Origin of the sequence: Dechloromonas sp. ZY10 (assembly GCF_041378895.1) — a bacterium.
Classification (GTDB): domain Bacteria; phylum Pseudomonadota; class Gammaproteobacteria; order Burkholderiales; family Rhodocyclaceae; genus Azonexus; species Azonexus aquae.
The window spans coordinates 668,727-692,661 of record NZ_CP144212.1; the positions used below are offsets into that span (position 1 = coordinate 668,727).

Sequence of the window (23,935 nt, forward strand, 5' to 3'; positions counted from 1 at the left end):
GATTCGAAACTTTCGATTTTACTTGGTTTTTCCGACCGTCGTCAGCGCGTTCGCCATGCTTGCAAAATAGTGAACGACGTTCAATAATTAACGTCGTTAATTTATTTGGCGAGGTGACAGCGATGCAGCAGGCAGACTCCGGGCAGGAAGAGGGCGGGCGCCGCGAGCGCAAGCGTTTGCAATTACTCGACCGACTGGCCGAGACTGCATGGGCGCTGTTCGCGGCTGAAGGCTTTGCGGCGGTGACGATGGAGCGGATCGCGGCCGAGGCCGATGTCTCCAAGGTGACGCTGTACAAGCATTTTCCGGCCAAGGAAGCCTTGCTGCGCCATATCTTCCACGCCGAGTTGCGTGCCGCGTGGCCGGCGATCCAGCCGGAATTGGCGCGGGCGGCGCCGGGGCGGGCGCGGCTGGCGCGCTTTCTCGAACTGCAGGCAGCGTGGTGCGAGAGCCGGCGCGACTTCCTGTTGCCCTACGTCCGCTACCGCCTTGCCGACCAGCGCCTGCCGGCGGAGGGGCGCGAGCGCAGCGGGATGGACCGGATTTTTGGCGAGTTGATCGCGCAGGGGCAGGCGGCCGGCGATTTCCGCGCCGACCTGCCGGCCGAGTGGCTGGCCATGCACCTGCAGTTCGCGCATCTGGCGACCATGCTGCGCTGCCTGGCCGATCCGGGTTTGTCGCTGGCGCAGGAGTTTGCGCGGATGCTCGACCTGATTTGCGGCGGTCTGGAGCGGCGGCCATGAGCGAACGGTGCAGCGACGCATTGGCCTTGTACGACGCCGCCCGCGCGGCGCGGGCCGCTGCCGCCGAGGTTGGCGGCAAGGGGCGGCAACTGGGCATCCTGCGCGAGCGCGGCTTGCCGGTGCCGGATTTCTTCGTGATCCCGGCTGCGTGGAGCCGGCTGGCGGCGCCCGGCGGCGGGCAATCACTCGCTGGCACTGCCTCGGCGACTGGGGGAGCGACCGGGGGGGCGACCAATTCGGCAGAGGCCGGTGTGCCGCCGGCACTGGTCGACTTGCTGCACGCCGAACTGGCGGCGCGCGGCTGGTTGCAGACGCCGCTGGCGGTGCGCTCGTCGGCGGTTGGTGAGGACGCGGCGGCGGCATCGTTCGCCGGCATCTTCGTCTCGCGCCTGAATATTTGCGGTTTGCCGGCGTTGACCGTGGCGGTCGGCGAAGTGTGGGCATCCTTGCAGGCGCCGGCTGCCGTGGCCTATCGCCAAGGGTTGCGGCTGGCCGGTGACACGGCGATGGCGGTGGTGGTGATGCCCTTGCTGCCGGCGGTCGCCGCCGGCATCGGCTTTACCTGCGACCCGCGCAGCGGCCGCGAGGACCGCATCGTCGTCCATGCCAACTGGGGCTTGGGCGAAACGCTGGTCGGCGGAGAGTGCGCCGGCGACGAGTACCTTTTTGCCGAAGATACGACCGATGTCTGGCGCCTGCTCGCCAGCCGGCCGGGGGCCAAGCCGCTGCAGGCGCTGCCGGCCCCCGGCGGCGGAACCGAGCGGCGGCCGGTGGCGGCCGGGCAAGTCACGGCGCCGGTGCTGAACACCGCGCAGGCCGAAGCGCTGGCGGCGCTGCTGCGCGATGCGGCGGTGGCCTGCGATTTCGTCGCGCCGTTTTACGATCTGGAGTGGGTCTGGGATGGCGCGCAGTTCTGGCTGACCCAGGCCCGGCCGGTCACCCGGCGGCCGCATTACACCTACGCTGCGCTGCGTACCCAGCCGGCGATCTGGACGCGCGGCAACACCTGCGAGGTGATGCCGGAGCCCTTGCAGGCGATGGATTGGAATTTTTCCCGGCACGGCTGCAACGATCTGCTGGAGCAGGGCTGGAAACTGGCCGGCGCCACGCTACTGCCCGGCATCCAGCGCGCCGGCCTGATTGACGGCCGGCTCTATCTGGAGGCGGCGATCCTGCAATGGGAGGCCTGGGACGGCATCGGCCTGCTGCCGGCGCGCTTCAATGCGCTGATGGGCGGCCACCAGCCGTGCATCGCTACCACGCCGCCGAGCTGGCGGCAGCGCCTGCAACGCAGCGGGCGGCTGCTGACCTACCTGCGGCGGGCGCCGGCCTTTGCCCGCCGCGGCGATGCCGAGGTGGCGACAGCACTGGCCATTGCTCGCGAACTGCGGGCGCGGACCTTGCCGGCTGAGACCGACGCCATCGTCGCTTTGTTGCAGCGGTTGCTGCAGCCGGCGCGCGAGTTCGTCGGGATGTTTTTTCTGCAAGGCTCGGGCGGCGGCAGCCTCAATCTCCTGCTCGACACCCTGGAGCGCCTCTTCCCCGGCGAGGGGGCGGCGCTTGGCGCGGCGCTGCTGGCCGACGGGGAGCCCAGCGTCACCGCGCAGCAAGGCTACGCCCTGCTCGCGCTGGCGCAGCAGGCAAAAAAGTGCCTGCGCCACGGTCGACCGTGGCCACAGGACGAAAACGGCCTGCCAGCGACCCAGGCCGAGGCCTGGCAGGCGTGGCTGGCCGATCCCGAATTCGCCGCCGCGCTGGCTGCCTTTCTCGATACCTATGGCCATCGCGGGCATTACGAAACCTATCTGCGCAGCCCACGCTGGGCCGAGGCGCCGGCCTTGCTGCTGGCGCAACTGCCGGCGCTGGCCGAGGTTGATGCCGGCGCCCTGCGCGCCCGTCAGCAGGCAGCGGCCGCCGCCGCGTGGGCGCGGGTGCGCCGCGAAGCGCCATTCTGGGCGCGCGGCCTGATCCGTGCCCAGGTCAAGGCCGCAACCCGCGACAGCAACCGCCGCGAAGCCGCGCGCAGCGCCTTGATCGCGCTGCTCGCCGCCGGTCGCCGCCTGTGGCTGCAGATCGGCGCCCGGCTGGTTGGCGAAGGCGTGCTGGCAACAGCAGACGATATTTTCCATCTGCTGCCGGCTGAAATCGAACGCTACGCCCGTGGCCTGCTCCCGGCCCACGGCGTGCAGGCGCGGCTGGCCGAGCGCCAGGCCCGCTTTGCCGAGTGGCAGGCAACGACGCCGGAAGAATGGCGGGCGCTCGCTCCCGCCGACGATTTTTCGCCGCTGCCACGGTCGACCGTGAATCCGGCCCAAAATGCCGCCGGATGCAGTCCGCTGGCGGTAGCCGCCGGCATCGGCGAGCCCATACCGTCGGTCAGCGCCGGGCTGGCGGCGGTCGCTCCGCCGAGGCATTCCGGCCAAGCCGCGAAAGCCGATGTCTGGCGCGGCGTCGCCACCGGGACCGGCGTGGTGCGCGGCCGCGTCCGCCGCCTGCGCCACCCGGCCGAGGGGCTGGCCTTGCAGCCCGGCGAAATCCTCGTCGCCCCCTCGACCGACCCCGGCTGGACGCCGCTCTTCCTCAAGGCCGGCGGGCTGGTGGTCGAAACCGGCGGCTACCTGTCGCACGCCGCCATCGTCGCCCGCGAATTCGCGCTGCCGGCAGTGATCAACCTGCCCGGCATCCTCGCCGCGCTGGCTGATGGCGAAGAGGTCGAGGTCGATGGCCTGCGCGGCGAGGTGCGGCGGCTGTAAATGCAGACGTGCTATCCTGCGCCGCCATGTCCGACCTGATCGTTCCGCCACCGCCGGGCCTCGCCGACTGCGTGCAGCATGCGCTGCTGAAAACCCTGCCGGGCGGCCCCTATCTGCTCCCGGCCGGTTTGCAGCCGCTGTTCCTGCTCATCCTGCGCGGCCGCATCACGCTCCACCACGCCGGCCGCGATACGGTGCTGGCGCCCTTCCTGCTCTGCGGTGGTACCCGTGGTATCCGCCGGGCCAGCGCCGAGCCGGGCACGCGGATACTCACCCTCTCGCTGCAGCCGGGTCGCCTGCGCCAGTTGCTGCCCTTGCCGCCGCTGGCGGTGATGGAAGAAGCGGTGCCGCTTTCCGACCTGCTCGCTGGCGAAGCGCGCGGCGAGGCGTTGCGCTTGGCCGAACTGGCGGCCGGGGCTGCCGCTTCAAGCACCTGCGAAGTGGCTGCCGGTGAAGTCGCTGTTGGTCAAGCGAGGGCTGGCGAAGCCGCGCTGCTCGCTGCCTTGTTCGCCTGCCTGCAAGGCTGGCGGATGCGCCAAGCGGCGGCGCCCGACCTGGTACTGCCGCTACCGGCCTGGGACGCGCCGGCCAGCGAACTGGCGGCCGGCCTCGGGCTCGGCCTGCGCCAGTTCGAGCGGCGCTTTTTGCAGAGCTATGGGCAGCCGCTCAAAAGTTACCGCCGGCAGGCCCGCTGCAGCCTGCTGCTGGCGCGCTTCATGGCGCGGTCGGCAGCGGCCGATGCGGCCAACGCCACCGATTCCCCCGCCTGGTCTGGCCTGGCCGATCTCGCCGCCCTCGGCGGCTACTACGACCAGGCCCACCTGCACCGCGACCTGCTCAGCTTCACCGGCTACAGCCCCAGCGCCTTGCTCGCCGGGGTCGCCAGCGACGACCCAGCCTTCTGGCCCTACCGGCTGGCGCGGGAACAGCTGCAGAGGTTGTTTGGGCCGGGTGGGTATTAGCTGCCTGGGGAGTTTCGGCTGTGTTGATCACGGCATTGCATATGGGCGGGCGATAGGGGCGTGTTGGCTGGGAGGAGTAAGGTAGCAATCGGCCACAACCGGACTGCCATCTACTCCCTCCTGTGGTACAGCTTCACTCCGAAACCGGACAGACCACCTACGCGAACTCGTCAGCCTCTGTCGATGTTCGGTGGTGGAAGCTCTTACGTCGGGTATCTTGGCTAAATCAGCCAATCACAACATACTGCCGTTTAATCTGTGACGGATGCTGAGGCTAATAACTTGCCCATTTCTATCCAACCAAACAACAGTTTGATAGTCAGGTGGCCTTCTATAACAAACAAAAAATGCTCACGAATCAATTTGTTCTTAGAAATTTGTTTTTTTTACAAATCGAAGATGTCCCAGCATTTTCTGTATTTCTTGGGCGGTTGCATCCTTGGGGCATCGATCAAGAAACTCAGAAAAATCCGAAACCAAAGCCTCGTCGAAGTCATCCCACTCTGCATACTGATAATCAAATCGACTGAGATTGCATGCGATATATGTCGCCTTCGCTTTATTGCCGTTTCGCAACCTATAAATTCGTCGGCTTTTTATTATCGTTACTTCAAAGTGGTCTGAGTAAATATCAAAATGTGGATGAACGATTGTGTATTCGCCACTGGTTTTCGGGAGTTGCTTTTGTTTTTTGCTTGGTTCGGACAGAATGTTTATATTATCCTTTGGGCCATTGCACTCTTTGCACGCGATGGCCAGATTTTCTGGCTCAAAAAGAAATTCTGGAAATAGTGATTTTGGCAAGATATGCTCAACATCCCATGTCATGCCATGCGATTCTTTTTTCTCGATTCTGCAATAAGCGCAGCAGTAATGCTGTTGAACGAGATAATGGTTTCTGATGTGTTTTCTAACTTCAACTATCTCTCCTTTGGTTTCATTCCAAATTAAGTGACTAACTTTGTCGTAGCGCTCGACAAAATCCTTAATTGTTCCACTGTATTCAACCTTTTTCATTTTATCGCGAAAGCATTTTGACTTGGTTGAGCAAATGAAGTACGGGGTCGCTGCTTTCTAGTCGATCCTTGATGTACTCTATGCTCTTTATTTTTTGTGCGTCTTCATAAGACAGTGATTGCTCTTTAGATAATTTTGCTATTAAAACCAAGAGGGTTCTTATTAGATACTCATTCTTAAAGCCAGGCTCATGAAATATTTCAGTTAATTGAAAATCTGCCGACCGCTTGGCATATTCGCTTGAGTGCGTGAGAGTGTTGCTCTCCAAGTCTGCAACGAATCCGTTATCTGAAGTAAGCCCGGCAACAACTTGGGGGGAATGGGTTGCTATCAGAAAATGACATCCGCGATGTAAGGAAAATGCTTTCTGAGCAATGCCAATAAATTCGGCTTGCCATCTGGGGTGGAGGCTTATCTCCGGCTCATCTATACATATTAATGATTCATCGGAGATAGCACTGCTTATACCTAAGAACATTAGCAGCATGCACTGTTGTCCAGAACTTGCTTCGAAAAATGTCCGCTTATCCTTCGTTGAAATATCGTAAAGATGAAAGCCAGAAACTTGTAGAATCCCGCAGCTTAGCAACGGAGCAGCGAATCGAGCAAATTCAATTGACTCATTATCAAGCCAGCTATCATGGCGGAGGTCGACTCTGAACGATAGGGTTCGCGTCTTATCACTGACTCTTTCATTTAAATAGTAAAGAGCTGGAATTATATCTTTCTCAAAATCAAATTTACGTTCGGTATCTTCCTCCATGGTGGCTGTGGCGCGTTGGTATTCATCATATAACGAATCTATAGTGCTTCCATAGCCATGAATTCTGGAGAATTTTCGCTTTAATTCGATGCTAAATATCGGCAAAAAACCTGTGTATTCGAATATCCATGACAAACTGGCCTTTTTTGACATATCGTTTCGGTAGTCAAGAAACAGAGATTGGCACCATTTTGATAATATCTTGTAGGGGCTTGAGCCAAACTGGCCCAGTCCGAGATAATGGTATTCAGTGTTGTATTTTTCCCCGTATTTTATGACCTGTTCCGCACTCGGGAATCTATCAAACCTACTGTTGGAAACAGCAATTAGGCGGCGTGGTTTATATAGTGAGCTACCTGATTCATATACAAAGTTGCTTCTGTTGTTTTTGTGGTGAGGAAATAAATAATGGTTTGCAATCTTGCTGAGCGCTCTAGATTTTCCTGAGGCATTTTTACCGACCAGCATTGTGAAGATGTTTTCTCTGCCAGGGACAGGTCGGCTTAAATGTATCGACTGCTCATTAGTAATAAGGCTTTCTATCTGGAATTTCATTGTTTAATCTCTATATATTCCATGCTCAGTATTTTGGCGGAGGAAACCATAACAACGTGGACTGTGCGTCCACCTCGTGACTCTTTGCCGTAGTACCTCCAGCCACACCGAAAGATATGTGGCGGAAAACAGAACTACGGCACGCAACCGCACGCATAAAAGACGACATTCCATCCACATTAAATCATAATGTTTATTTAGGCAAAATTATGCCGTACAGCATGAAGAGCTACTGCTGGCTATTGGTCTTGAGGGAAAGCTTTGGCCGAGCTGTTCGCATTCAGCACTTGCCACAAACGGCCGCAGCAATCAGAAACCTGCCATTCGTACTCTGAATCAGCGAATAGCCGGCTTGGGTCGATTCGAGCCGTTCAACTCCCCGCGACTTGGTGGCCTGCAGCCCGCGCTGCCGCAAGCAGCCGCTTGAGTTGATCGGCAGCCAAACGGCCGGCGACAGGCGCTGGCCGATCTTCCCTCGGTTTTGCCTTCAGCCCTCCCTGTACCCAAATTAGCCCCCGCCCCCGCCCGCGCCGTGTCGTTTCCATACAAGACGCCGCCCGCGCCGCTTCTTATCCTCCCCGGCAAATCACTACCGGGAGTTGCGATGTTCCCCCTTGAATCTTCTCCACCGCTGGCGGTACCGGCGCGCCGCTGGCGCGGCCGGGCTTTGTGCCTGATTGCGCTGGTGCATACCGGGTTTGCCTTTGGCGAATTCCCCGAGGTCTGGCAGGCACTGTTCGCCGATGGCCTGCTCGATAGTGTGGGCCGCGACCCGCTGCGCGGCGTCGTTGCCTGGTTCTTCCTGTTCGGGGTTTTGCTGTGGCTGCTGGGCATGGCGGTCGATCTGCTTGAACGGCAGGTGCCGGGCTGGCGCAGCCCGGCTTTGGGTGGCGCCTTGTTGCTGCTGCTCGGGCTGGGGGTGGGGCTGATGCCGGCCTCGGGTTTTTGGCTGGTGTTGCCGGTGGCGCTGAGCCTGTTCCGCTGAATGGAGCGCAGCCGCTGCGGCGGTTTTTGCTCCGGGCGGGCGTCGACCGTGTGTTGCGACGCCGGCTCCCTTTTTTCGAGGTCGAACCGATGATTTCACTGGCCGATTACCCCTGGCAGGATGTGCGCCGGGTGGCGCTGCCGACGGCTGCCGAATATGGCGCCGAAGCATTGTTGCTGGCGTTTTTGCAGGCGCCGGCCCCGTGGGTGCATCGCCTGATGCGCTGGCGGGATCGCCTGGTCGCCCCGTTGGGCTTGAAGGTGGCCGCGATGCCGCTGCCGCAGGCCGGGCAGCGCCTGGTGATGGGCGAGCGTTACGGGATTTTCCGGGTCATCGCGGCCAGCCGCGACGCTGTCCTGCTCGGCGAGGACGACCGCCATCTTGATTTCCGCTTGCTCCTGCGCTGGCAGCCGGGGGAGTTGCAGGTGATCACCGCCGTGCAGCCACGTAACTTTGGCGGCCGCTTGTACCTCGCGCTGGTCACGCCCTTTCATCACCTGATCGTCGCCCACTGCTTGCCGCGCATGCGCGCCCGGCTGCTGGCGCCGGCTGCATGAGCGCGGCCTCCGGCTGGCCGTCGCTGGTGGCGGCACGGGCCGCCTTTGCCAGTGGCGAGTTGTTGCCGAGCGAGTTGCTGGCGGCCTGTCGTGCGCGCATTGCTGCTCACAATCCGCAACTGAACGCGCTGGTGACGCTCGATCTGGCTGCTGCCGGAGCCGCTGCGGTTGCTGCCGACCGGGCCTATGTGGCTGCCGGTGCGCTGACCCAAGGGGGCGCAGCGGGCGACTTGCCGCCGCTGCTCGGGCTGCCGTTTTCGCTCAAGGACAGCTTTGCCACGGTGGATCTGCGCACCACCGCCGGGCATCCGCCGCTGTCGCTGCATTACCCGGCGCAGGATGCCAGCGTGGTCGCGCGCTTGCGGGCTGCAGGCGGAATTCTGGTCGGTAAAAGCAATCTGGCCGAACTGGCCGGCGACCCGCAATGCTGGAATCCGCTTTTTGGTCCGACCGGCAACCCCTGGGGGGCCGGGCTGACGCCGGGCGGCAGTTCCGGCGGTAGCGCAGTGGCGGTGGCGATGGGGTTTTCCTTGCTCGACCTGGGCAGCGACATTGGCGGCTCGATCCGCATCCCTGCTGCCTATTGCGGCGTCGCCGGGTTCAAGGCCAGTGAAAACCGGATTCCGCGCAGCGGCCATATTCCGCAGTTGCCGGGCCAGCCGCGTACCGTCCGCCATTTGCTGTCCTTTGGCGCGCTGGCTCGCAGTTGCGCTGATCTGGCGCTGGCCTTGCCGCTGCTGTGCGGGCCGGACGGACTCGATAGCGAGGTGCCGCCGCTGCCCTGGCGGGCGGTGCCGCCGCCGGTCCAGCCTTTGCGCTTGGCGTACTGGGGCGAGTGGCCGGGGCTGCCGCTGTGCCCGCGTACCCGCCAGGGGCTGGCGCAGGCGGTGGCCAGCTTGCGGGCACAGGGGCAGCGGGTTGAGGAAGTGGCGCCGCCCTGGCCGCTGGCCGAGGCCTGGCGGCTGTGGGGCGAAATCGCCGGCAGCGAAATCGGCGCCACGGCACCGGCCGGCGAACGCGGGCTGATGCGCCTGCTGGCGACCTTCTTGCCGCGTCGGGGCGGACCGTTGGCTGCCTTCGTGCGCGGCTTTGGCGCACGGCATGCAAGCTACGCCCGGGCGCTGGCAGCGCGCGAGGCAATGATCGCCGCTTTCGAGCAGCTGCTGGCCGGCTTTGATGCCTTGCTCTGCCCGGTCGCGGCGCTGGCGCCTTACCCGGCCTTCCGCGCGGCGCGCTGGCGGCCGCCGCCCAAGGTCGTGCTGGGAGGCGAGTCGGTGGGCTGGGCCGAAGCAGCCGTTGGTTGCTGCCTGCCGTTTTCACTCACCGGCAGCCCGGTGCTCAGCCTGCCGGCAGCAGTGGTCGAGGGCCTGCCGGTCGGCTTGCAGCTGGTTGGCCGGCGCTGGCAGGACGAGGCCTTGCTGGCGCTCGGTGCGGTGGTGGAAAGCCTGCTCTGGCCGGCGGGCTTGCCGTATCCTCCGTTGGCGGGCGCGGGCTGAGCCGCGCGGGTGTGGGGAACCCCGGCGGCGCCGGCGAGCCCCATCTGCGACCAAGACAATGAAAGGAACAACGATGGCGCTGGCGACCTTTGCCGGAGGCTGTTTCTGGTGCACCGAGGCGGCGTTCATGCCGCTGCAGGGGGTGCAGCGGGTGCGGCCGGGTTACATGGGCGGCCACGATCCGGCCCCGACCTACGAAAAAATCTGCCGTGGCGACAGCGGTCATGCCGAGGTGGTGCAACTCGAATACGACCCCGGGGAAATTCCCTTTGAAGTGCTGTTGACCGTGTTTTTCACGGTCCACGACCCGACCACGCGCAATCGCCAGGGCCACGATGTCGGCACCCAGTACCGCTCGGCGATTTTCTACCACTCGCCCGAGCAGCAGGCGGCGGCTGCCGCGATGATCGCCAGCCTCGACGCCGAGGGTATCTGGCCGGCGCCTGTCGTGACCGAACTGGTGCCGGCGGTCGAATTCCACGTCGCCGAGGATTACCACCACGACTATTTCCGGCGCAACCCGGAGCAAGGCTACTGCCGCGCTGTGGTTGGCCCGAAGGCGGCCAAGGTGCGGCAGACTTTTGCCGAGTGGTTGAAGGTCTGAGGAGCAAGGCGAAAAGCCGCTGCAATCAAGGCGGCTTCAGTCTTTTGGCATGAATCTTGATTGGTATCCGGCAGATTGCTCTTCTTATCGGGTGCCTGCATGCAAATCTCTGCCAAAAGCCTTTACTCCCCCTTTGCTTCCACCGTGAACCGGACCTCGTTGCCGGGCTATGCGGCAGAAGCTGCCGCAGCCAGGCCTGCCGCGACCGCTGCCGGCGGTGGTGAAACCACCGTGTCGATTTCCAGCGCCGGGCGCCAGCTGGCCGCGCGCGATGCCGCCGCTTCCCGGGTCGCCGGGAGCGGCCAGGGGGTCCCGATGCAGACCCAACTGGGCGAAATGCCGGTCGACCTCGATACCTATTTCTCGCCCGGGTTTGTCGCCGCCAACGCCGGCAAGGAGCTTCCGATCCTGCTGCCCAACTCGCAGAATCTGCAGGCCCTGAGCGATCACCTGGCGCAGTCCTTCCCGCGTGCGCTGCAGGCTCACGGCATTCCGCAGGCGCCGGCCTCGATCAGCTACGACCGCGACGGGCAAATCCAGCTGCCGGCGGATTATCCCTACGCCGAGCAACTCAAGGCCGCCCTCGCCAGCGAACCGGCGCTCGATAGCCAGCTGCGCACGCTGAATACCCTGACCGAATACGTCGGCGAGGGGCTCAAGGCCGCGCCCTTCGAGCGTGAATTGGCCGGGGTCAAGACCCAGAGCGAGCTCGAAGCGCTGATCGACAAATACCGCTACCTGTTCGACCAGAACCGGAACTGGGCTCAGGCCAGCCTGAGCTTCGACGCCAACGGCCGGCCCACCCCGCTGGCCGATGGCAAACCGGTACTGCCGGCCTGAGTGGGTCGCATGTTCACGGTCGACGCCGGTGCAGCCGGGTTTTTCTGCCCACCGGGGGGCAGAAAAAACGCTGTTGCTTAAGGTGGACCGTAAAAGGCAGAGAAAAATGAAATGGGTCGTGAGTATCGCTGGGGGGCGATTGGTGGCAGGCGGCAAGCATGCGGGTTGGCCCGGGTTTCCCGATTTGACTGATATAGGGTGGGACGCGATACTCCAAAGATCAGCATTGAAATTTCCATCCTGCTGCCTGCCTCCATGAAATTCCTGCTTGCCGCCTTGCGGCGTCCTGAAATCCTGATTGCCCTGTGGCTCTCCTGGTCCTTGTCCGTCCTGGCCTGGTTGGCGTATCGGGATGCCTGGCTTGGCACGATGTGTGTCGTGCCGCGATGATTGGCCGTCTGCTGGCGGCCGAGACCGCTTTCGATCCGCTGCTGCACCCTTACCGTGTGCGCGCCGACCGCATTATGGTGGGCATGAATGTCTTCCTGCTCTTCGTATGCCTGGTCTTGGCGCCGTTACGCGCTACCTTCCTGTCCGTCCTGCTGGTCGGTCTGCCGACATTGTCGCTGGCGTTCTGGCTCAATCGCGCCCATGCCGGCGCGCTGGCAACGCGCCTGTTCATGGCCAGTGGCTTCATGATCTTTACCGGTCTCATCATTCATCAGACCGGCGGCGATATCGAGGCGCATTTCTCCGCTTTCGGGCTGATTGGTGTCCTGCTCTACTACCGGGACTGGCGAACGATTGTCGTGGCTACCGTCGTCATCTATCTGCACCATCTGGTTCTGGGTTATGCGCAAAGTCTGGGCGCGCCGATCTATGTGTTCGACAACGACCGTTTCTGGGCCACTTTTGGCATCCACATCGCCTACTTCCTGCCCTTCATCGGCATGATGGTCTATCTGGCCATCTGGCTGCGCCGCGAAGGCTACGAAAGCCAGCATGTCATCGCACTGGCGCAGCGCATCCTCCAGGGTAATCTGGTCGAGGATGAGCAGCCCGTCAGCGATGAGGCGAACATGCCGCTGATTACCGCAGTACGCATGATGAAGGCCCGCTTGCTTGATCTGCTGCGCGTGATGCCGGTGGCGGCGGCGGTGATCCGCATCGACACCGAGACCATCGTCAGCGTCAATGAGGCCTGGGTGCGCACCATCGGCACGCTGGACGACTCGCAAACCCGTTTCGGTGCATCTCCGATTTGGGCTGACCCGGCCACCTGGGATTCGTTGATGGCGCGTATGCGCGAGGCTTCCTACAAGTTGCTCGACAAGATCGAGGTCATGCTGCGTAAGGCCGATGGCACGCCCTTTTTGTGCGAACTGTCTCTGATCTTGCACGAAGAAATTGATCCGGTGATGGCGATTCTCACCATCGAGGACATTACCCTGCGGCGCAAGACCGAACAGACCATGCAGCGACTCGCCTATCGCGACATGTTGACCGATCTGCCCAATCGGGTCAGCCTCCACGCCGCCATCGAACTGGCGTTGGAGCAGTGGCGTGAGCGCAGTATTCCCTGTGCCGTGGTGATGATGGATCTCGACGGTTTCAAGCCGGTTAATGACACCTACGGGCATGATGCCGGCGACGAAGTGTTGCGGGTGATTGGTGCCCGCCTCCAGCACGTCAATCGCGCCAGCGATGTGGCGGCCCGGCTTGGGGGGGACGAATTCGCCATTGTCCTTAATGACTGTCCGGGCGCCGCAGCGGCTGCCGAAGTGGCGAGACGCCTGATCGAAGCGGTTGCACGTCCGATTCGTTTGGCGGTCACTAATGTGACGGTCAAGGTTGGAGCCAGTGCCGGGGTCGCTCATGTTTCGGCGGGAGAGGCTGATCCCGAGGTGCTGCTGAAAAATGCCGACTGCGCTCTTTATGCGGCTAAGGCAGGGGGCAAGAATCGGGTGGCCATGTTTCCGTTAGAGAGTTAAGGCTATGGACGTCGCGCATCTTGCCGGTGTCCCTGCTCCACTGTTCTGATGGCAATCCGGGAATAAGCCCAAACTCTGAGCCGCCTCAGCCAATCCCCCATTTCTTCAGCTTGGCCGCGATTTTGCTGTGCGAGACGCCGAGGCGGGCGGCGAGTTTGCGGCTGGAGGGGTGCTGCGGGTAGAGCGCGGCGAGGATCTCGCGCTCGCGTTCGCCGATCAGGTGTTCCCAGTCGGCGTCGGCGGCAATCGCGCTTGCCGCCTGTACTGGCGGCTGCTCGCTGCCGCCCTGGGCGGCGACGGCGGTGCCGGCAAGTTCGAGGTCGGCGGCGCTAAGCCAGGCTTGGTCGCTGAGGGTGACCGCGCGGAAGATGACGTTCTGCAATTGCCGCACATTGCCCGGCCAGGTGGCCTGGCGCAGCGCCGCGACGGCGTCCGGGGTCAGCCGGCAGCGCGCCTTGCCGGCCTGCGCAGCGGCGCGCTCAATGGCCTGTTCGGCGAGCAGCAGGATGTCGTCGCCACGTTCGCGCAGCGGCGGCAGCTTGAGCGTCAGCACGTTGAGCCGGTAATAAAGGTCTTCGCGGAAACTGCGCTCGCCGACCATCTGCTCCAGCGGCCGGTGGGTGGCGCAGACGATGCGCACATCGACGCGCAATTCGCGCTCGCCGCCGACCCGGCGATAGCTGCCGTCGTTGAGAAAGCGCAGCAGCTTGGCCTGCAGGTAGAGCGACATTTCGCCGATTTCGTCGAGAAAGACGGTGCCGCCGGCGGCCAGTTCGAGCAGGCCGGGCTTGCCGCCGCGCTGGGCGCCGCTGAAGGCGCCGGGGGTGTAGCCGAAGAGTTCGCTTTCGGCCAGGTTTTCCGGCACGGCGGCGCAGTTGAGCGCAAGGAAGGGCGCGCCGGCACGGCGGCTGGCGGCGTGGCAGGCGTGCGCCAGCAACTCCTTGCCGGTGCCGGTTTCGCCGAGGATCATCAGCGGCGCCTCGACCCCGGCGACGCGTGCGGCACGCTGGCGCAGGTCGCGGATCGCCGGCGATTCGCCGAGGATGCGGTCGAAACCGGGAGCTTCGGCGTGCTGCAGGGCGAAGAACTGGCGGCTGATCCGGCTCGGCGCATGCAAGGTCAGGAGCCCGCCGGCGACCGGCGCCGGGCCGTTGTCGCGCGTTGGCTCGGCCTCGGCCAGCGGCCGCGCATCGAGCAGGAAAGTCTGGCCGCACAGCGAGACCTCGCGCGGCGGTAGCGAAAAGCCGCTGGCAACCAGTTCGCCGTGCAGTTCCGGCGCTGCATACAGTTCGCCGAAGCGGCAGCCGGCCAGCGTGCGGGCGCTGCCGCCGGCCAGCGCCGCCGCCGCCGCGTTGCCGACCACCACGCGGCCGTCGCCGTCGACCGCCAGCACCGGGTCGCTCATCCCGGCAAGCAGGGCTTCGAGGTAGAGGCGGCGACGCACGCCGGGCAGGATTTCGGCGACCGTCACCGCGAGTACGCCGGGCACGTCGCGCAGCGCTTGCGACAGTTCGTCGAAGCGCGGCTGCTCCAGTGCCGGCACGTCGATGTAGATGTGCTCCGGTTCGACCTCGATCTGGCTGACATTCAGCTGGCGGCGGGCGATCACCATCAGCACGGCTTCGCCGAGGCCGACCCGGTCCTGATAGAGCACGTCGATACGCATAGTGTAATGAATTCAATACGGTGTAATGATTTTACAACGATTGTGCGGGTGATCTGTAATGAAATTGATACGTCGGCGTCGGCAGCCACTCGCCTGATTTCCCCAAGGCCTTGTTTAAACATTGGTTTCGCTGGGTGGCACGGGCTTTGCCATAAGCCATCCCAGCGCTTATGCGCCGTTTGCCGACAATAACCAAGGAGACATCATGCCCACCGCCCTGCCGCGATCCGCCGCGCCCGGCTGTTTCAATCCCGTGCCGTGCCGAGGTGAGGCATGAAGCCGAACGAGATTCCGCTGCACGACGTCAGCCTCGACGACAAATACAAGGTCCAGAAAGGCCGCGTCTTCATGACCGGAACCCAGGCGCTGGTCCGCCTGCCGATGTTGCAACGCCTGCGCGACCGTGCGCTGGGGCTGAATACCGCCGGCTACGTCACCGGCTATCGCGGCTCGCCGCTGGGTTCGGTCGATCAGGAATACGCCCGCGCTACCAAGGTGCTGGCCGAGCATCAGGTGCAGTTCCACCCGGCGGTCAACGAAGACCTCGCCGCCACTGCCGTCTGGGGCACGCAGCAACTGGCGCTCGACCCCGAAGCCGCCTGCGACGGCGTGTTTTCGATCTGGTATGGCAAGGGGCCGGGCGTGGATCGCAGCGGCGATGTCTTCCGCCACGCCAACGCCGCCGGCACCGCCCGCCACGGTGGCGTGCTGGTGATCGCTGGCGACGACCACGCGGCCAAGTCCTCGACCTTTCCGCACCAGACCGAGCATGTGTTCAAGGCGATGATGATGCCGGTGCTGGCCCCGGCCAATATCCAGGAATACCTCGACTACGGCCTGCACGGCTTTGCCATGTCGCGCTATTCCGGCTGCTGGGTCGCCTTCAAGGCGCTGGCCGATACCGTCGAGACCGCCGGCACGGTGACGATTGACCCGTTCGCGGTCGACATCAAGATTCCCGAAGATTTCCCGCTGCCAGAAGACGGCCTCAACATCCGCTGGCCGGACCCGCCGCTGGTGCAGGAAGCGCGCCTGATCAACCACAAGCTCTACGCCGCGCTGGCTTATTGCCGTGCCAACCAGCTTGATCGCACGGTGATCGACAGCCCGGCGCCGCGCCTCGGCATCGTCACCTGCGGCAAGAGCTACCTCGACGTGCGCCAGGCCTTCGACGACCTCGGCATCGACGAGGCGCTGGCGGCGCAGATCGGCATCCGCCTGTACAAGGTCGGCATGGTCTGGCCGCTGGAGGCCGAAGGCATCCGCCGCTTTGCCGAAGGCCTGGACGAAATCCTGGTCATTGAAGAAAAGCGTCAGCTGCTCGAATATCAGATCAAGGAGGCGCTCTACAACTGGAAGGAAGAAGTCCGCCCGCGCGTGATCGGCAAGTTCGACGAAAAGGGCGAGTGGGCGCTGCCGCACGGCAACTGGCTGCTGCCGGCCGCCGCCGACCTGACCCCAGCGATGATCGCGCGGGTGATCGCCGCCCGCATCGCCCGCTTCCACACCTCCGAACGCATCGAAAAGCGCCTCGCCTTCTTGAACGACAAGGAAGCCGCGCTCGCCGCCAGCAGCGTGCCCATCGTGCGCACCCCGCATTTCTGCTCCGGCTGCCCGCACAACACCTCGACCCGCGTGCCGGAAGGCTCGCAGGCGCTGGCCGGGATCGGCTGCCATTACATGGCGACCTGGCTCTCGCCGGAGCAGACCACCGCCTTCTGCCAGATGGGCGGCGAAGGCGTCGCCTGGCTCGGCCGCGCGCCCTTCACCAAGCGCCAGCATGTCTTCGCCAATCTCGGCGACGGCACCTATTTCCACTCCGGCCTGCTCGCCATCCGCGCCGCCGTAGCGGCCAAGGCCAACATCACCTACAAGATTTTGTTCAACGACGCAGTGGCGATGACCGGCGGCCAGCCGCACGACGGCAGCTTGAGCGTGCCGATCATCAGCCGCCAGCTGCAGGCCGAAGGCGTCGGCCGGATTGTCGTGGTCAGCGACCGCCCCGAGCTATTCACCGCCGAGGTCGGCCTCGCCAGCGGCACCGAAGTCCGCCACCGCGATGAACTCGATGCCGTGCAGCGCGAATTGCGCGAGATTCCCGGCGTCACCGCGTTGATCTACGAACAGACCTGCGCCGCCGAAAAGCGCCGCCGCCGCAAGCGCGGCAAGTTTCCCGATCCGGCGGTGCGGGCGGTGATCAACGAGGCGGTGTGCGACAACTGCGGCGACTGCAGCGCGCAGTCCAACTGTTTATCGGTCACTACGGTCGACACGCCGTTCGGGCGAAAACGCCAGATCGACCAATCGAGCTGCAACAAGGATTTTTCCTGCGTCAAAGGCTTCTGCCCCAGCTTCGTCACCGTTGAAGGCGGGCAACTGCGCAAGCAGGCGGCGCTGGCCGTCGGCGACGAACTGTTCGCCACGCTGCCCGAACCGCAGCTGCCGCCGCTAGACCGGCCGTGGAACATCCTGGTCAATGGCGTCGGCGGTACCGGCGTGGTGACCATCGGCGCCTTGCTCGGCATGGCCGCCCACCTCGAAGGCAAGAACGTCAGTACCCTCGACATGGCCGGGCTGGCACAAAAGGGCGGCGCGGTCTGGTCGCACATCCGCATCGCCGCCGACGGCAGCCCGATCCACGCCGCCCGCATCGCTGCCGGCGAGGCCGACGCGCTGCTCGGCTGCGACCTGGTGGTCTCGGCCGGCGACGAAACCCTGGCCAAACTGCAGGCCGGCGTCTCGCGCGCCATCGTCAATACCGCCGAGGGGATGACCAGCGAGTTCGTGCGTGGTTTTGCCCGCCAGGCCAGAACCGGCGACGTGCAGGCCAACCCCGACCCGCAATTCGGCGCCAGCGGCATGCAGCAACGCATCGCCGCCGCGCTCGCCGCCGGCGACGGTGAATTTCTCGACGCCACGGCACTGGCCACCGCGCTGCTCGGCGACTCGATTGCCACCAACCCCTTCATGCTCGGCATGGCCTGGCAGCGCGGGCTGATCCCGCTGTCGGCCGGCGCCATCCTGCGCGCCATCGAAATCAACGGCGCCGCTGTCGCCGCCAACATCCGCGCCTTCCACTGGGGGCGGCTGGCAGCGGTCGATCTGCCGCAGGTGCTGCGCCTGGCACGCGGCGAGTCGGCGGCCGCCTCTGCCGTCGCTTCTGCCGCGACTTCCGTCGCTGCCTTGCCGCTGGCCGAACTGGTCGAGCAACGCGCCGCGCATCTGGTCGAGTATCAGGATCAGGCCTATGCCGCCCGCTACCGGCAGGCGGTCGAGCGCATCCGCGTTGCCGAACAGCGGGTTTTGCCGGGGAGCGAGGCGTTGACCGTGGCGGTGGCGCACAACTACCACAAGTTGCTGGCGATCAAGGACGAGTACGAAGTCGCCCGCCTGCACCGCGACCCGGCCTTCCAGGCCAAACTCGCGGCACAGTTTGAGGGCGACTACCGGGTGGTGCACCACTTCGCTCCGCCGGTACTCAACGGCAACAACCCGCAAAAGCGCCGCTTCGGCCCCTGGACCACGCCGCTGCTTAGCCTGCTCGCCCGCTGCCGCCGCCTGCGCAACACCGCGCTCGACCCCTTCGCCCACAGCCACGACCGCCAGCTCGACCGGCAACTGCTCGCCGACTACGAGCAACTGCTCGCCCGCGTCGAACAGGAACTCAGCCCGGCCAACCACGCCGCTGCTGTTGCCTTGGCCAGCCTGCCGGCGGACATTCGCGGCTACGGCCCGGTCCGCGAACGCTACGCCCAACGCGCCGAAGAACGCCGCCGCGACCTCTGGCAAGACTTCACCCTCGGCCGCCCGCCGGGCAAGACAGGCGGGCGCGGCAAGGCGCTGAAAATCCCGGTCGTGAGTCGTTGACCGTGATTTTTACGGTCGACCGGCTGAGATGACAAAAAGCCCGGCGGTGTGCCGGGCTTTTTTCGTTTGCCGCCGAGCGATCCCGGCGATTTCTACGCTTCCCTTGGCTACAGACTGATATCCCCAACGGCAAGAGCATTGAATCCATTCAGATCGTAAATGGTGGCCATGCCCGGGTTTACTCCGACCAGGGTAATCATTTCCGAATGGCCATCATTCCCGGATACGGTAAGAAGTACATTGGTTGAGTATTTTGAATAAATATTCAACAGGATGTGGTTACTGATCTGGATGCTGTCATCAGCACCGAAATTATTAATATTGGCCTGTCCGAAACTGCCGTCACTGTAATTGGTGATGGTGATGCCACCGATGGTCAAAGTGGCATCAACCGGGTGTGATTTGTTGATATCAACAGTGAATTTTTTCGCCCCGCCGCTGGCATCATAGGTCTGCATGGGCATGGCATCGGAGCCATTCGAGGCCGATCGGATATCGATTGTCTGACTGGGGGCCGAGCTTGTGGAGGCGGAACTGCTCGTTGTACTGGAATCGGTGGTCGTGCCTGTACCTGCCGTTGCCTGCGTCAGCTTAATGTCTCCGACCGGAAGTGCATTGAATCCATTCAGATCATAAATGGTAGCCATGTTCGGGTTGGCGCCCATCAATGTCACTGTTTCCATATGACCGTTGCTGCCGTCGATATTCAAGACGACGTTTTTCGAATCTTTCGAGAAAATATTCAGCAGACTTTGATTACTGATCTGGATGCTGTCGTCGCTTCCGAAATTGGTGATGCTGGCTTGACCGCGGCTGCCATCGTTGTAATTGGTGATGGTGATGCCTGCAATGGTGGTCGTGGCATCAACCGGATGCGATTTGTTGATGTCGATGACGAAGCTCTTTGCCCCGGTTCCGGCATCGTATGTTTTCAGCGGCATCGAGTCCGCGCCATTGGATGCAGATCTGATATCGACAACTTGACTCGACCCTGTGCTTGGGGTCGTGGTTCCGGTGCCAGTGGTGGTGCCAGTGGTGGAGGCGCTGGCATCGTCGTTGGTTATTGTCCCGGTGACGGTGATCGGTGCTGTCAGCTTGGTTCCCGAAAACTGTATGGCAACCGATTCATTGGCTTCATACGTGGTGTCGCCTTTGATCGCAACCGAGACCGAGGCGGTCTTGCTCCCGGCAGCGAAAGTCACCGTGCCGCTAGCCGAGACAAAGTCTACGTTGGGAGTTGCCGTACCTGTACTCAGTGTTTGGTAGGTAACAGAGATACTCGAACTTGCAGCGTGATCCAAGGTCAAGTCAAAGACCATATTGGTCGTACCCGAGTTTCCCTCCGAGATATTGGGGCGTGTGGCGGTTAGGGAATAAGTGCTCTGGCTACCGCTACTTCCTTGCAATGAATTGATGACGTCGCCGGCTGTATTTAGCGCAGATACCAAACCTGAACTGCTTGTTACCGTTGCCAGCCAGGACTTGATACTGTTGAGTCCCGTTGAGCTGAGCGACGCGTAGGCTGCTTGTTTGGCCGTGGTGTCTAGGTTTGAAGTGAATGTGGTAGCTGCCGTTACTTTTGAGTCAACGGCAGTTTTATCGGTGGACTGGGCGCCAGAGCAGATCGCGTTTGCAACTGTGCCAATATTCAATGTTCCCCGATTTAATTGGTCGGCCCAGTAACTCTGCCCGGCTGCCTCAGGGGCGCGGCCAAAAAGGTTTTGATAGACCGTTTGCACAATTTCTGCATTTGATTTATTTGAAAATAGAGCAGTATATTCTTGCGATTTTGAAAACGTGTTGTAAAGATCGACCAAGTTGCCTTTGTAGCCAAGCCAGTAGTTCAGGCCAGCAAAATCTGCGGGGCGGTTGAAAAAGGTGATGTATGCGTTTTCAATTTGTTTGGTTGTGATTGATCCTGTATTTTTTTCGTTTGCAAGTGCGCTGATCAAATCGCTGGTGCTGCTCATTGTGAGAATTCCCCCCGAAAATTGTGTCTGCGGTAATTCGCGTAAAATTTTTGTATGTTTTTCAAGTCGGTTAAGGATTGCCTGAACAAGTGCATCCTCGAAAAATTGGATAGATGAAAATTATTGGGTTGCAGAACGCCAAATCCAATTTTTTGCACTTATGCAGACCATCCTTAAGATGGTTTTCAGGTGATGTCGATGCCGTTCTGGATCACGCCGATCAGCGCAGCCTTGTTTTCGGTCGATTCGGAGAAATTGACCAGCAGTCCGGTCTTGTCCACGCCGCCCGACGCGAGCTGGCCTTTCCAGTAGTCGTAGCCGCCCTGGTCCGGGCTGCGGTGAAGGACGTTGCTGTAGAGCTTGGTGATCAGGATGTCGGCCGAAGGATTGTTGCCGCCGTACAGGGTGGCGAACTCCTGGCTTTCGGTAAAGGCCGATGCGGCGGCTTTGAGCGAGGCGCCGTTGTCGATGGTGGTGATCCAGTACTTGAGGCCATCCTTGTCCGGGGTGCGGTTGAAGGCGGCCTGATACAGGCGGTAGGCCTGGCCGGCGTTGCCGTCGCTGTCCATGGCCAGGGTCTTGTCGGCAAACTTGATGCGTTCGACGTTGGTCAGGTTGTCGGTGCCTTCGGCGGCGCTGCTGACATTCCAGGCCGAGCCGTTTTTCTGGATCGTGTAGGAGGACGAGTTGCCGGAATAAACGGCAGTATCCGAACCGTTGCCGCCATCGATCAGGTCGTTGCCGGCACCGCCGGTCAGGGTGTCGTTACCGCCGTAGCCGAGCAGGGTGTCGTTGCCGGAGGTTCCCGTAATCGTGTCGTTGTCGCGCAGCCAGAAAGCTTGTTCGGCTTGCGGCCCCGGTGCCTGTCCATCGTAACCCTTATCAAAGGAGTTGTCGGTTCCGGGGACTGAAAGATTGCTATAGGTCAGGAGCAGTTGCCCGTTCTTGCTGATGGTAATGCCGGTGCCGGTGCCGCCCACCCAGTCGTTGTTGCTGTCGTAGGTCATGCCAGAACCGGTGATCACCGCCGAATAGCCGTTCGACATCGAAACCGAAATTTTGCTGGCGCTCTTTTCCAGGACGGTCTGTTTGACGTTGTCGCTCATCGCCTGGTTGATGTCGTTGGACATGCTGGCGCCGCTTTGCAGAACTACGCTTGCCATTCCTTTTTCCCTCTTTTGGTTTAATCAAGACTGGCTATGCTATTCAGCCATTTCGGGGGAATCAATTGGGATTTTTGTGTTTTTGATCTGCCTTAAAAAAACAGCGGCTTTATCTGTAAAGTAGTTGGCAAAATTAGCTATTTGAAATAAACCCCAGCAGCTCCCGCACGAATCTTTCCCGCTGCCACTGGTGTGGTGAGTGGTCGGTGCCTTCGTAGATGTTGAGGATGGCGTTGGGGATGGTGTTGGCGACGTAGCGGGCGGTTTCGCTGCGGTAGAAGTTGCTTTGTCCGCCGTAGACCAGCAGGGTTGGCAGCGGGATGTTGGCCAGCACGTCGCGGTAGTCGGCGGCGGTGAGGCTTTCCCAGCAGTGGATCAGCGGTTCCGGGTTTTGTGCCTGCAGCGCGGCGCGCGAGCGTTGCCAGCCGCTGGCGTTGGCTTCGTATTTTTCGCGGGCGCGCTGGTTGAGGCCGAGCGCGGTGAGCTTGAGCACGCCTTCGGCGAAGTCCTCGCGCAGCCAGTCGATCAGCTGCCGGTTACGGTCGACGCCGAAATCGCCGTAAATTCCGTGCTCCCAGTCGTCGCCGGTGAGCAGGCGCGGCGACTGGTCGATCAGGCAGAGCTTGCCGAGGCCGTGCGTGCCGTGGTCGCGCAGGTATTGCCAGAGGGTCAGGGCGCCCATCGAGTGGCCGACGGCGGTGGCGTTTTCCAGGCCGTAGTGGTCGATCAGGTTCTTGAGGTCGCGTGCCATCCGCTCGACGGTGGCCGAGCCGGGGTGGGCCAGGGTATGGCCGCCGTGGCCGCGTGCATCCCAGCGGTAAACGCGGTGGTGGGCGTTAAGTTCGGGGAGGAAGGGAAACCATTCCTGATGGCTGGAGGTCCAGCCGTGGAGCAGGATCAGCGGCGTGCCTGTGCCGGAAATCTGGAGGTGGATTTTTTCGCCGTCGTCGGCCAGAAAATGGGTCATAAGCGGAGTCGTGAGCGGTGCTCATGCAGAAAAATCACGGGGGCGGCCAGTATAATCGCCGACGCATAACAATACGGAGGTGTATGGAGAATGTTTGACTGGAGAACTTACGAACACGGCATTCATGCTTTTGATGCCGGCTATGTCCGCCCGATCCTGGCGGCGATCCACCTGATCGTCGACGAGGGCCGGGTGGCGCTGGTCGATACCGGCAGCAACGATTCGCTGCCGAATGTGCTGGCGGCGCTGGATAAATTGGGGTTGGGCCGCGACGCGGTCGATTACATCATCCTCAGCCACATCCACCTCGACCACGCCGGCGGCGCCGGCACGCTGATGCGCGAGTTGCCGAACGCCAAGCTGGTGGTGCATCCGCGTGGTTCGCGCCACATGGCCGAGCCGTCCAAGCTGGTCGCCGGCGTTACCGCCGTCTATGGCCAGGAGTACGTGGACACGGTCTACGGCGAAATTCTGCCGATTCCGGCCGCACGCATCATCGACGCGCACGACGGGCTGGTGCTGCCGCTGGGCGGCCGCGAGTTGCTCTGCATCGACACCCCGGGGCATGCAAAACACCATATTTGCGTGGTCGACCGTAAAAGCGGCGCAATTTTTACCGGCGACATGTTCGGTTTGTCGTACCGCGAGTTCGATGTCGACGGCCGCCAGTTCATCCTGCCGACCACCTCGCCGACGCAGTTCGACCCGGCCGAGATGCATGCTTCCATCGACCGCCTGATGAGCTTTGCGCCGAGTGCGATGTACCTGACGCATTACGCGCAGGTGCACGATGTGCCGGCGCAGGCCGAGGCCCTGCGCCGCCGCCTCGACCAGCACGTGGCGATTGCCGAGCAGCATGCCGCCGCCGGCGAAGGCCGCCACGCCGCAATCAAGGACGGAATCACCGCCTACCTGCTCAGTGAACTGCGGGCGCACGGCTGCCGTTTGCCGGAGGCTGAGATCGTTGAAGTGCTGGCCACTGACCTCGAACTCAACGCCCAGGGCCTGGAATACTGGCTCGACCACCGCGCCTGAGGCGGCGCCGGTCATCGCCCGTGATGCGGGCTGGCACATTCCCTGCAGAGGAAGGTCGTCT

At 62.5% G+C, this 23,935-nt stretch carries 18 protein-coding genes; 12 read left to right on the top strand and 6 right to left on the bottom strand.

What is annotated here, in order from left to right; translation table 11 throughout:
* Positions 1-122: 122 nt before the first annotated feature.
* From VX159_RS03090 to VX159_RS03100, 3 genes are read left to right on the top strand one after another with little or no spacing between them, the layout of a single operon-like run.
* The gene (locus VX159_RS03090) at positions 123-743 is read left to right on the top strand and encodes a TetR/AcrR family transcriptional regulator (protein ID WP_371324528.1); all 621 of its coding nucleotides are present in this window, start codon (positions 123-125) and stop codon (positions 741-743) included.
* Positions 740-3,496, top strand: a complete 2,757-nt coding sequence (locus VX159_RS03095) for a PEP/pyruvate-binding domain-containing protein (RefSeq protein WP_371324529.1) — start codon at positions 740-742, stop codon at positions 3,494-3,496. The genes VX159_RS03090 and VX159_RS03095 overlap by 4 nt, the downstream gene beginning before the upstream one ends.
* Before the next feature lie 26 nt (positions 3,497-3,522).
* Positions 3,523-4,458 carry a helix-turn-helix domain-containing protein gene (locus VX159_RS03100; protein WP_371324530.1) on the top strand — a complete coding sequence of 312 codons (936 nt, stop codon included), beginning with the start codon at positions 3,523-3,525 and terminating at the stop codon, positions 4,456-4,458.
* A 369-nt stretch (positions 4,459-4,827) separates the two neighbouring features.
* Here the strand turns inward: VX159_RS03100 and VX159_RS03105 are convergent, their stop codons facing one another.
* Both VX159_RS03105 and VX159_RS03110 read right to left on the bottom strand, forming a co-directional pair.
* Positions 4,828-5,475, bottom strand: a complete 648-nt coding sequence (locus tag VX159_RS03105) for an HNH endonuclease (protein WP_371324531.1) — start codon at positions 5,473-5,475, stop codon at positions 4,828-4,830.
* A 1-nt stretch (position 5,476) separates the two neighbouring features.
* Positions 5,477-6,793: an ATP-binding protein gene (locus VX159_RS03110; RefSeq protein ID WP_371324532.1), complete on the bottom strand. Its 1,317-nt coding sequence runs from the start codon at positions 6,791-6,793 to the stop codon at positions 5,477-5,479.
* 604 nt (positions 6,794-7,397) lie between these two features.
* Between VX159_RS03110 and VX159_RS03115 the strand changes: the two genes are divergently transcribed.
* The 7 genes from VX159_RS03115 (at position 7,398) to VX159_RS03145 (ending at position 13,206) form a co-directional block, all read left to right on the top strand.
* Entirely contained in the window at positions 7,398-7,778 is a 381-nt protein-coding gene (locus tag VX159_RS03115) for a DUF6463 family protein (protein WP_371324533.1), read from the top strand.
* Positions 7,779-7,867: 89 nt separating this feature from the next.
* Complete coding sequence (locus tag VX159_RS03120) at positions 7,868-8,335, top strand: DUF2867 domain-containing protein (protein ID WP_371324534.1); 468 nt, start codon at positions 7,868-7,870, stop codon at positions 8,333-8,335.
* Positions 8,332-9,831: an amidase gene (locus VX159_RS03125; protein WP_371324535.1), complete on the top strand. Its 1,500-nt coding sequence runs from the start codon at positions 8,332-8,334 to the stop codon at positions 9,829-9,831. Before VX159_RS03120 ends, VX159_RS03125 begins: the two co-directional genes overlap by 4 nt.
* A gap of 58 nt (positions 9,832-9,889) precedes the next feature.
* A complete protein-coding gene (gene msrA, locus VX159_RS03130) occupies positions 9,890-10,435 on the top strand; it encodes a peptide-methionine (S)-S-oxide reductase MsrA (protein ID WP_371324536.1) in 546 nt (181 codons plus the stop codon).
* Positions 10,436-10,534: 99 nt separating this feature from the next.
* The gene (locus tag VX159_RS03135) at positions 10,535-11,275 is read left to right on the top strand and encodes a hypothetical protein (RefSeq protein ID WP_371324537.1); all 741 of its coding nucleotides are present in this window, start codon (positions 10,535-10,537) and stop codon (positions 11,273-11,275) included.
* 255 nt (positions 11,276-11,530) lie between these two features.
* Positions 11,531-11,665, top strand: a complete 135-nt coding sequence (locus VX159_RS03140; protein WP_371324538.1) for a hypothetical protein — start codon at positions 11,531-11,533, stop codon at positions 11,663-11,665.
* Positions 11,662-13,206, top strand: a complete 1,545-nt coding sequence (locus VX159_RS03145; RefSeq protein ID WP_371324539.1) for a diguanylate cyclase domain-containing protein — start codon at positions 11,662-11,664, stop codon at positions 13,204-13,206. The genes VX159_RS03140 and VX159_RS03145 overlap by 4 nt, the downstream gene beginning before the upstream one ends.
* 85 nt (positions 13,207-13,291) lie before the next feature.
* Here the strand turns inward: VX159_RS03145 and VX159_RS03150 are convergent, their stop codons facing one another.
* Positions 13,292-14,872, bottom strand: coding sequence for a sigma 54-interacting transcriptional regulator (locus tag VX159_RS03150; RefSeq protein ID WP_371324540.1), 1,581 nt, complete (start codon positions 14,870-14,872; stop codon positions 13,292-13,294).
* A 273-nt stretch (positions 14,873-15,145) separates the two neighbouring features.
* On the opposite strand from VX159_RS03150, the gene VX159_RS03155 reads away from it, so the two are divergent.
* Entirely contained in the window at positions 15,146-18,739 is a 3,594-nt protein-coding gene (locus VX159_RS03155; RefSeq protein ID WP_371324541.1) for an indolepyruvate ferredoxin oxidoreductase family protein, read from the top strand.
* A gap of 107 nt (positions 18,740-18,846) precedes the next feature.
* Here VX159_RS03155 and VX159_RS03160 read toward each other — a convergent pair whose 3' ends face one another.
* From VX159_RS03160 to VX159_RS03170, 3 genes are all read right to left on the bottom strand, one after another.
* Complete coding sequence (locus VX159_RS03160; protein ID WP_371324542.1) at positions 18,847-20,709, bottom strand: DUF4214 domain-containing protein; 1,863 nt, start codon at positions 20,707-20,709, stop codon at positions 18,847-18,849.
* Between the two features lie 185 nt (positions 20,710-20,894).
* Positions 20,895-21,872, bottom strand: a complete 978-nt coding sequence (locus VX159_RS03165; RefSeq protein WP_371324543.1) for a DUF4214 domain-containing protein — start codon at positions 21,870-21,872, stop codon at positions 20,895-20,897.
* 133 nt (positions 21,873-22,005) lie between these two features.
* On the bottom strand, positions 22,006-22,839 hold the full coding sequence (locus VX159_RS03170; protein ID WP_371324544.1) for an alpha/beta fold hydrolase: 834 nt from the start codon (positions 22,837-22,839) through the stop codon (positions 22,006-22,008).
* 90 nt (positions 22,840-22,929) lie between these two features.
* On the opposite strand from VX159_RS03170, the gene VX159_RS03175 reads away from it, so the two are divergent.
* The gene (locus VX159_RS03175) at positions 22,930-23,874 is read left to right on the top strand and encodes an MBL fold metallo-hydrolase (RefSeq protein ID WP_371324545.1); all 945 of its coding nucleotides are present in this window, start codon (positions 22,930-22,932) and stop codon (positions 23,872-23,874) included.
* The last annotated feature ends 61 nt before the right edge of the window (positions 23,875-23,935 follow it).

What these genes read in the sequence shown, in the direction of transcription:
- VX159_RS03145 (WP_371324539.1), top strand. Translation starts at nt 11,662, where the DNA reads ATGATTGGCCGTCTGCTGGCGGCCGAGACCGCTTTCGATCCGCTGCTG.
- VX159_RS03105 (WP_371324531.1), bottom strand. Translation starts at nt 5,475, where the DNA reads ATGAAAAAGGTTGAATACAGTGGAACAATTAAGGATTTTGTCGAGCGC.
- VX159_RS03160 (WP_371324542.1), bottom strand. Translation starts at nt 20,709, where the DNA reads ATGAGCAGCACCAGCGATTTGATCAGCGCACTTGCAAACGAAAAAAAT.
- VX159_RS03150 (WP_371324540.1), bottom strand. Translation starts at nt 14,872, where the DNA reads ATGCGTATCGACGTGCTCTATCAGGACCGGGTCGGCCTCGGCGAAGCC.
- VX159_RS03120 (WP_371324534.1), top strand. Translation starts at nt 7,868, where the DNA reads ATGATTTCACTGGCCGATTACCCCTGGCAGGATGTGCGCCGGGTGGCG.
- VX159_RS03175 (WP_371324545.1), top strand. Translation starts at nt 22,930, where the DNA reads ATGTTTGACTGGAGAACTTACGAACACGGCATTCATGCTTTTGATGCC.
- VX159_RS03135 (WP_371324537.1), top strand. Translation starts at nt 10,535, where the DNA reads ATGCAAATCTCTGCCAAAAGCCTTTACTCCCCCTTTGCTTCCACCGTG.
- VX159_RS03165 (WP_371324543.1), bottom strand. Translation starts at nt 21,872, where the DNA reads ATGGCAAGCGTAGTTCTGCAAAGCGGCGCCAGCATGTCCAACGACATC.
- VX159_RS03100 (WP_371324530.1), top strand. Translation starts at nt 3,523, where the DNA reads ATGTCCGACCTGATCGTTCCGCCACCGCCGGGCCTCGCCGACTGCGTG.
- VX159_RS03095 (WP_371324529.1), top strand. Translation starts at nt 740, where the DNA reads ATGAGCGAACGGTGCAGCGACGCATTGGCCTTGTACGACGCCGCCCGC.
- VX159_RS03090 (WP_371324528.1), top strand. Translation starts at nt 123, where the DNA reads ATGCAGCAGGCAGACTCCGGGCAGGAAGAGGGCGGGCGCCGCGAGCGC.
- VX159_RS03170 (WP_371324544.1), bottom strand. Translation starts at nt 22,839, where the DNA reads ATGACCCATTTTCTGGCCGACGACGGCGAAAAAATCCACCTCCAGATT.
- VX159_RS03140 (WP_371324538.1), top strand. Translation starts at nt 11,531, where the DNA reads ATGAAATTCCTGCTTGCCGCCTTGCGGCGTCCTGAAATCCTGATTGCC.
- VX159_RS03155 (WP_371324541.1), top strand. Translation starts at nt 15,146, where the DNA reads ATGAAGCCGAACGAGATTCCGCTGCACGACGTCAGCCTCGACGACAAA.
- VX159_RS03125 (WP_371324535.1), top strand. Translation starts at nt 8,332, where the DNA reads ATGAGCGCGGCCTCCGGCTGGCCGTCGCTGGTGGCGGCACGGGCCGCC.
- VX159_RS03110 (WP_371324532.1), bottom strand. Translation starts at nt 6,793, where the DNA reads ATGAAATTCCAGATAGAAAGCCTTATTACTAATGAGCAGTCGATACAT.
- VX159_RS03115 (WP_371324533.1), top strand. Translation starts at nt 7,398, where the DNA reads ATGTTCCCCCTTGAATCTTCTCCACCGCTGGCGGTACCGGCGCGCCGC.
- msrA (WP_371324536.1), top strand. Translation starts at nt 9,890, where the DNA reads ATGAAAGGAACAACGATGGCGCTGGCGACCTTTGCCGGAGGCTGTTTC.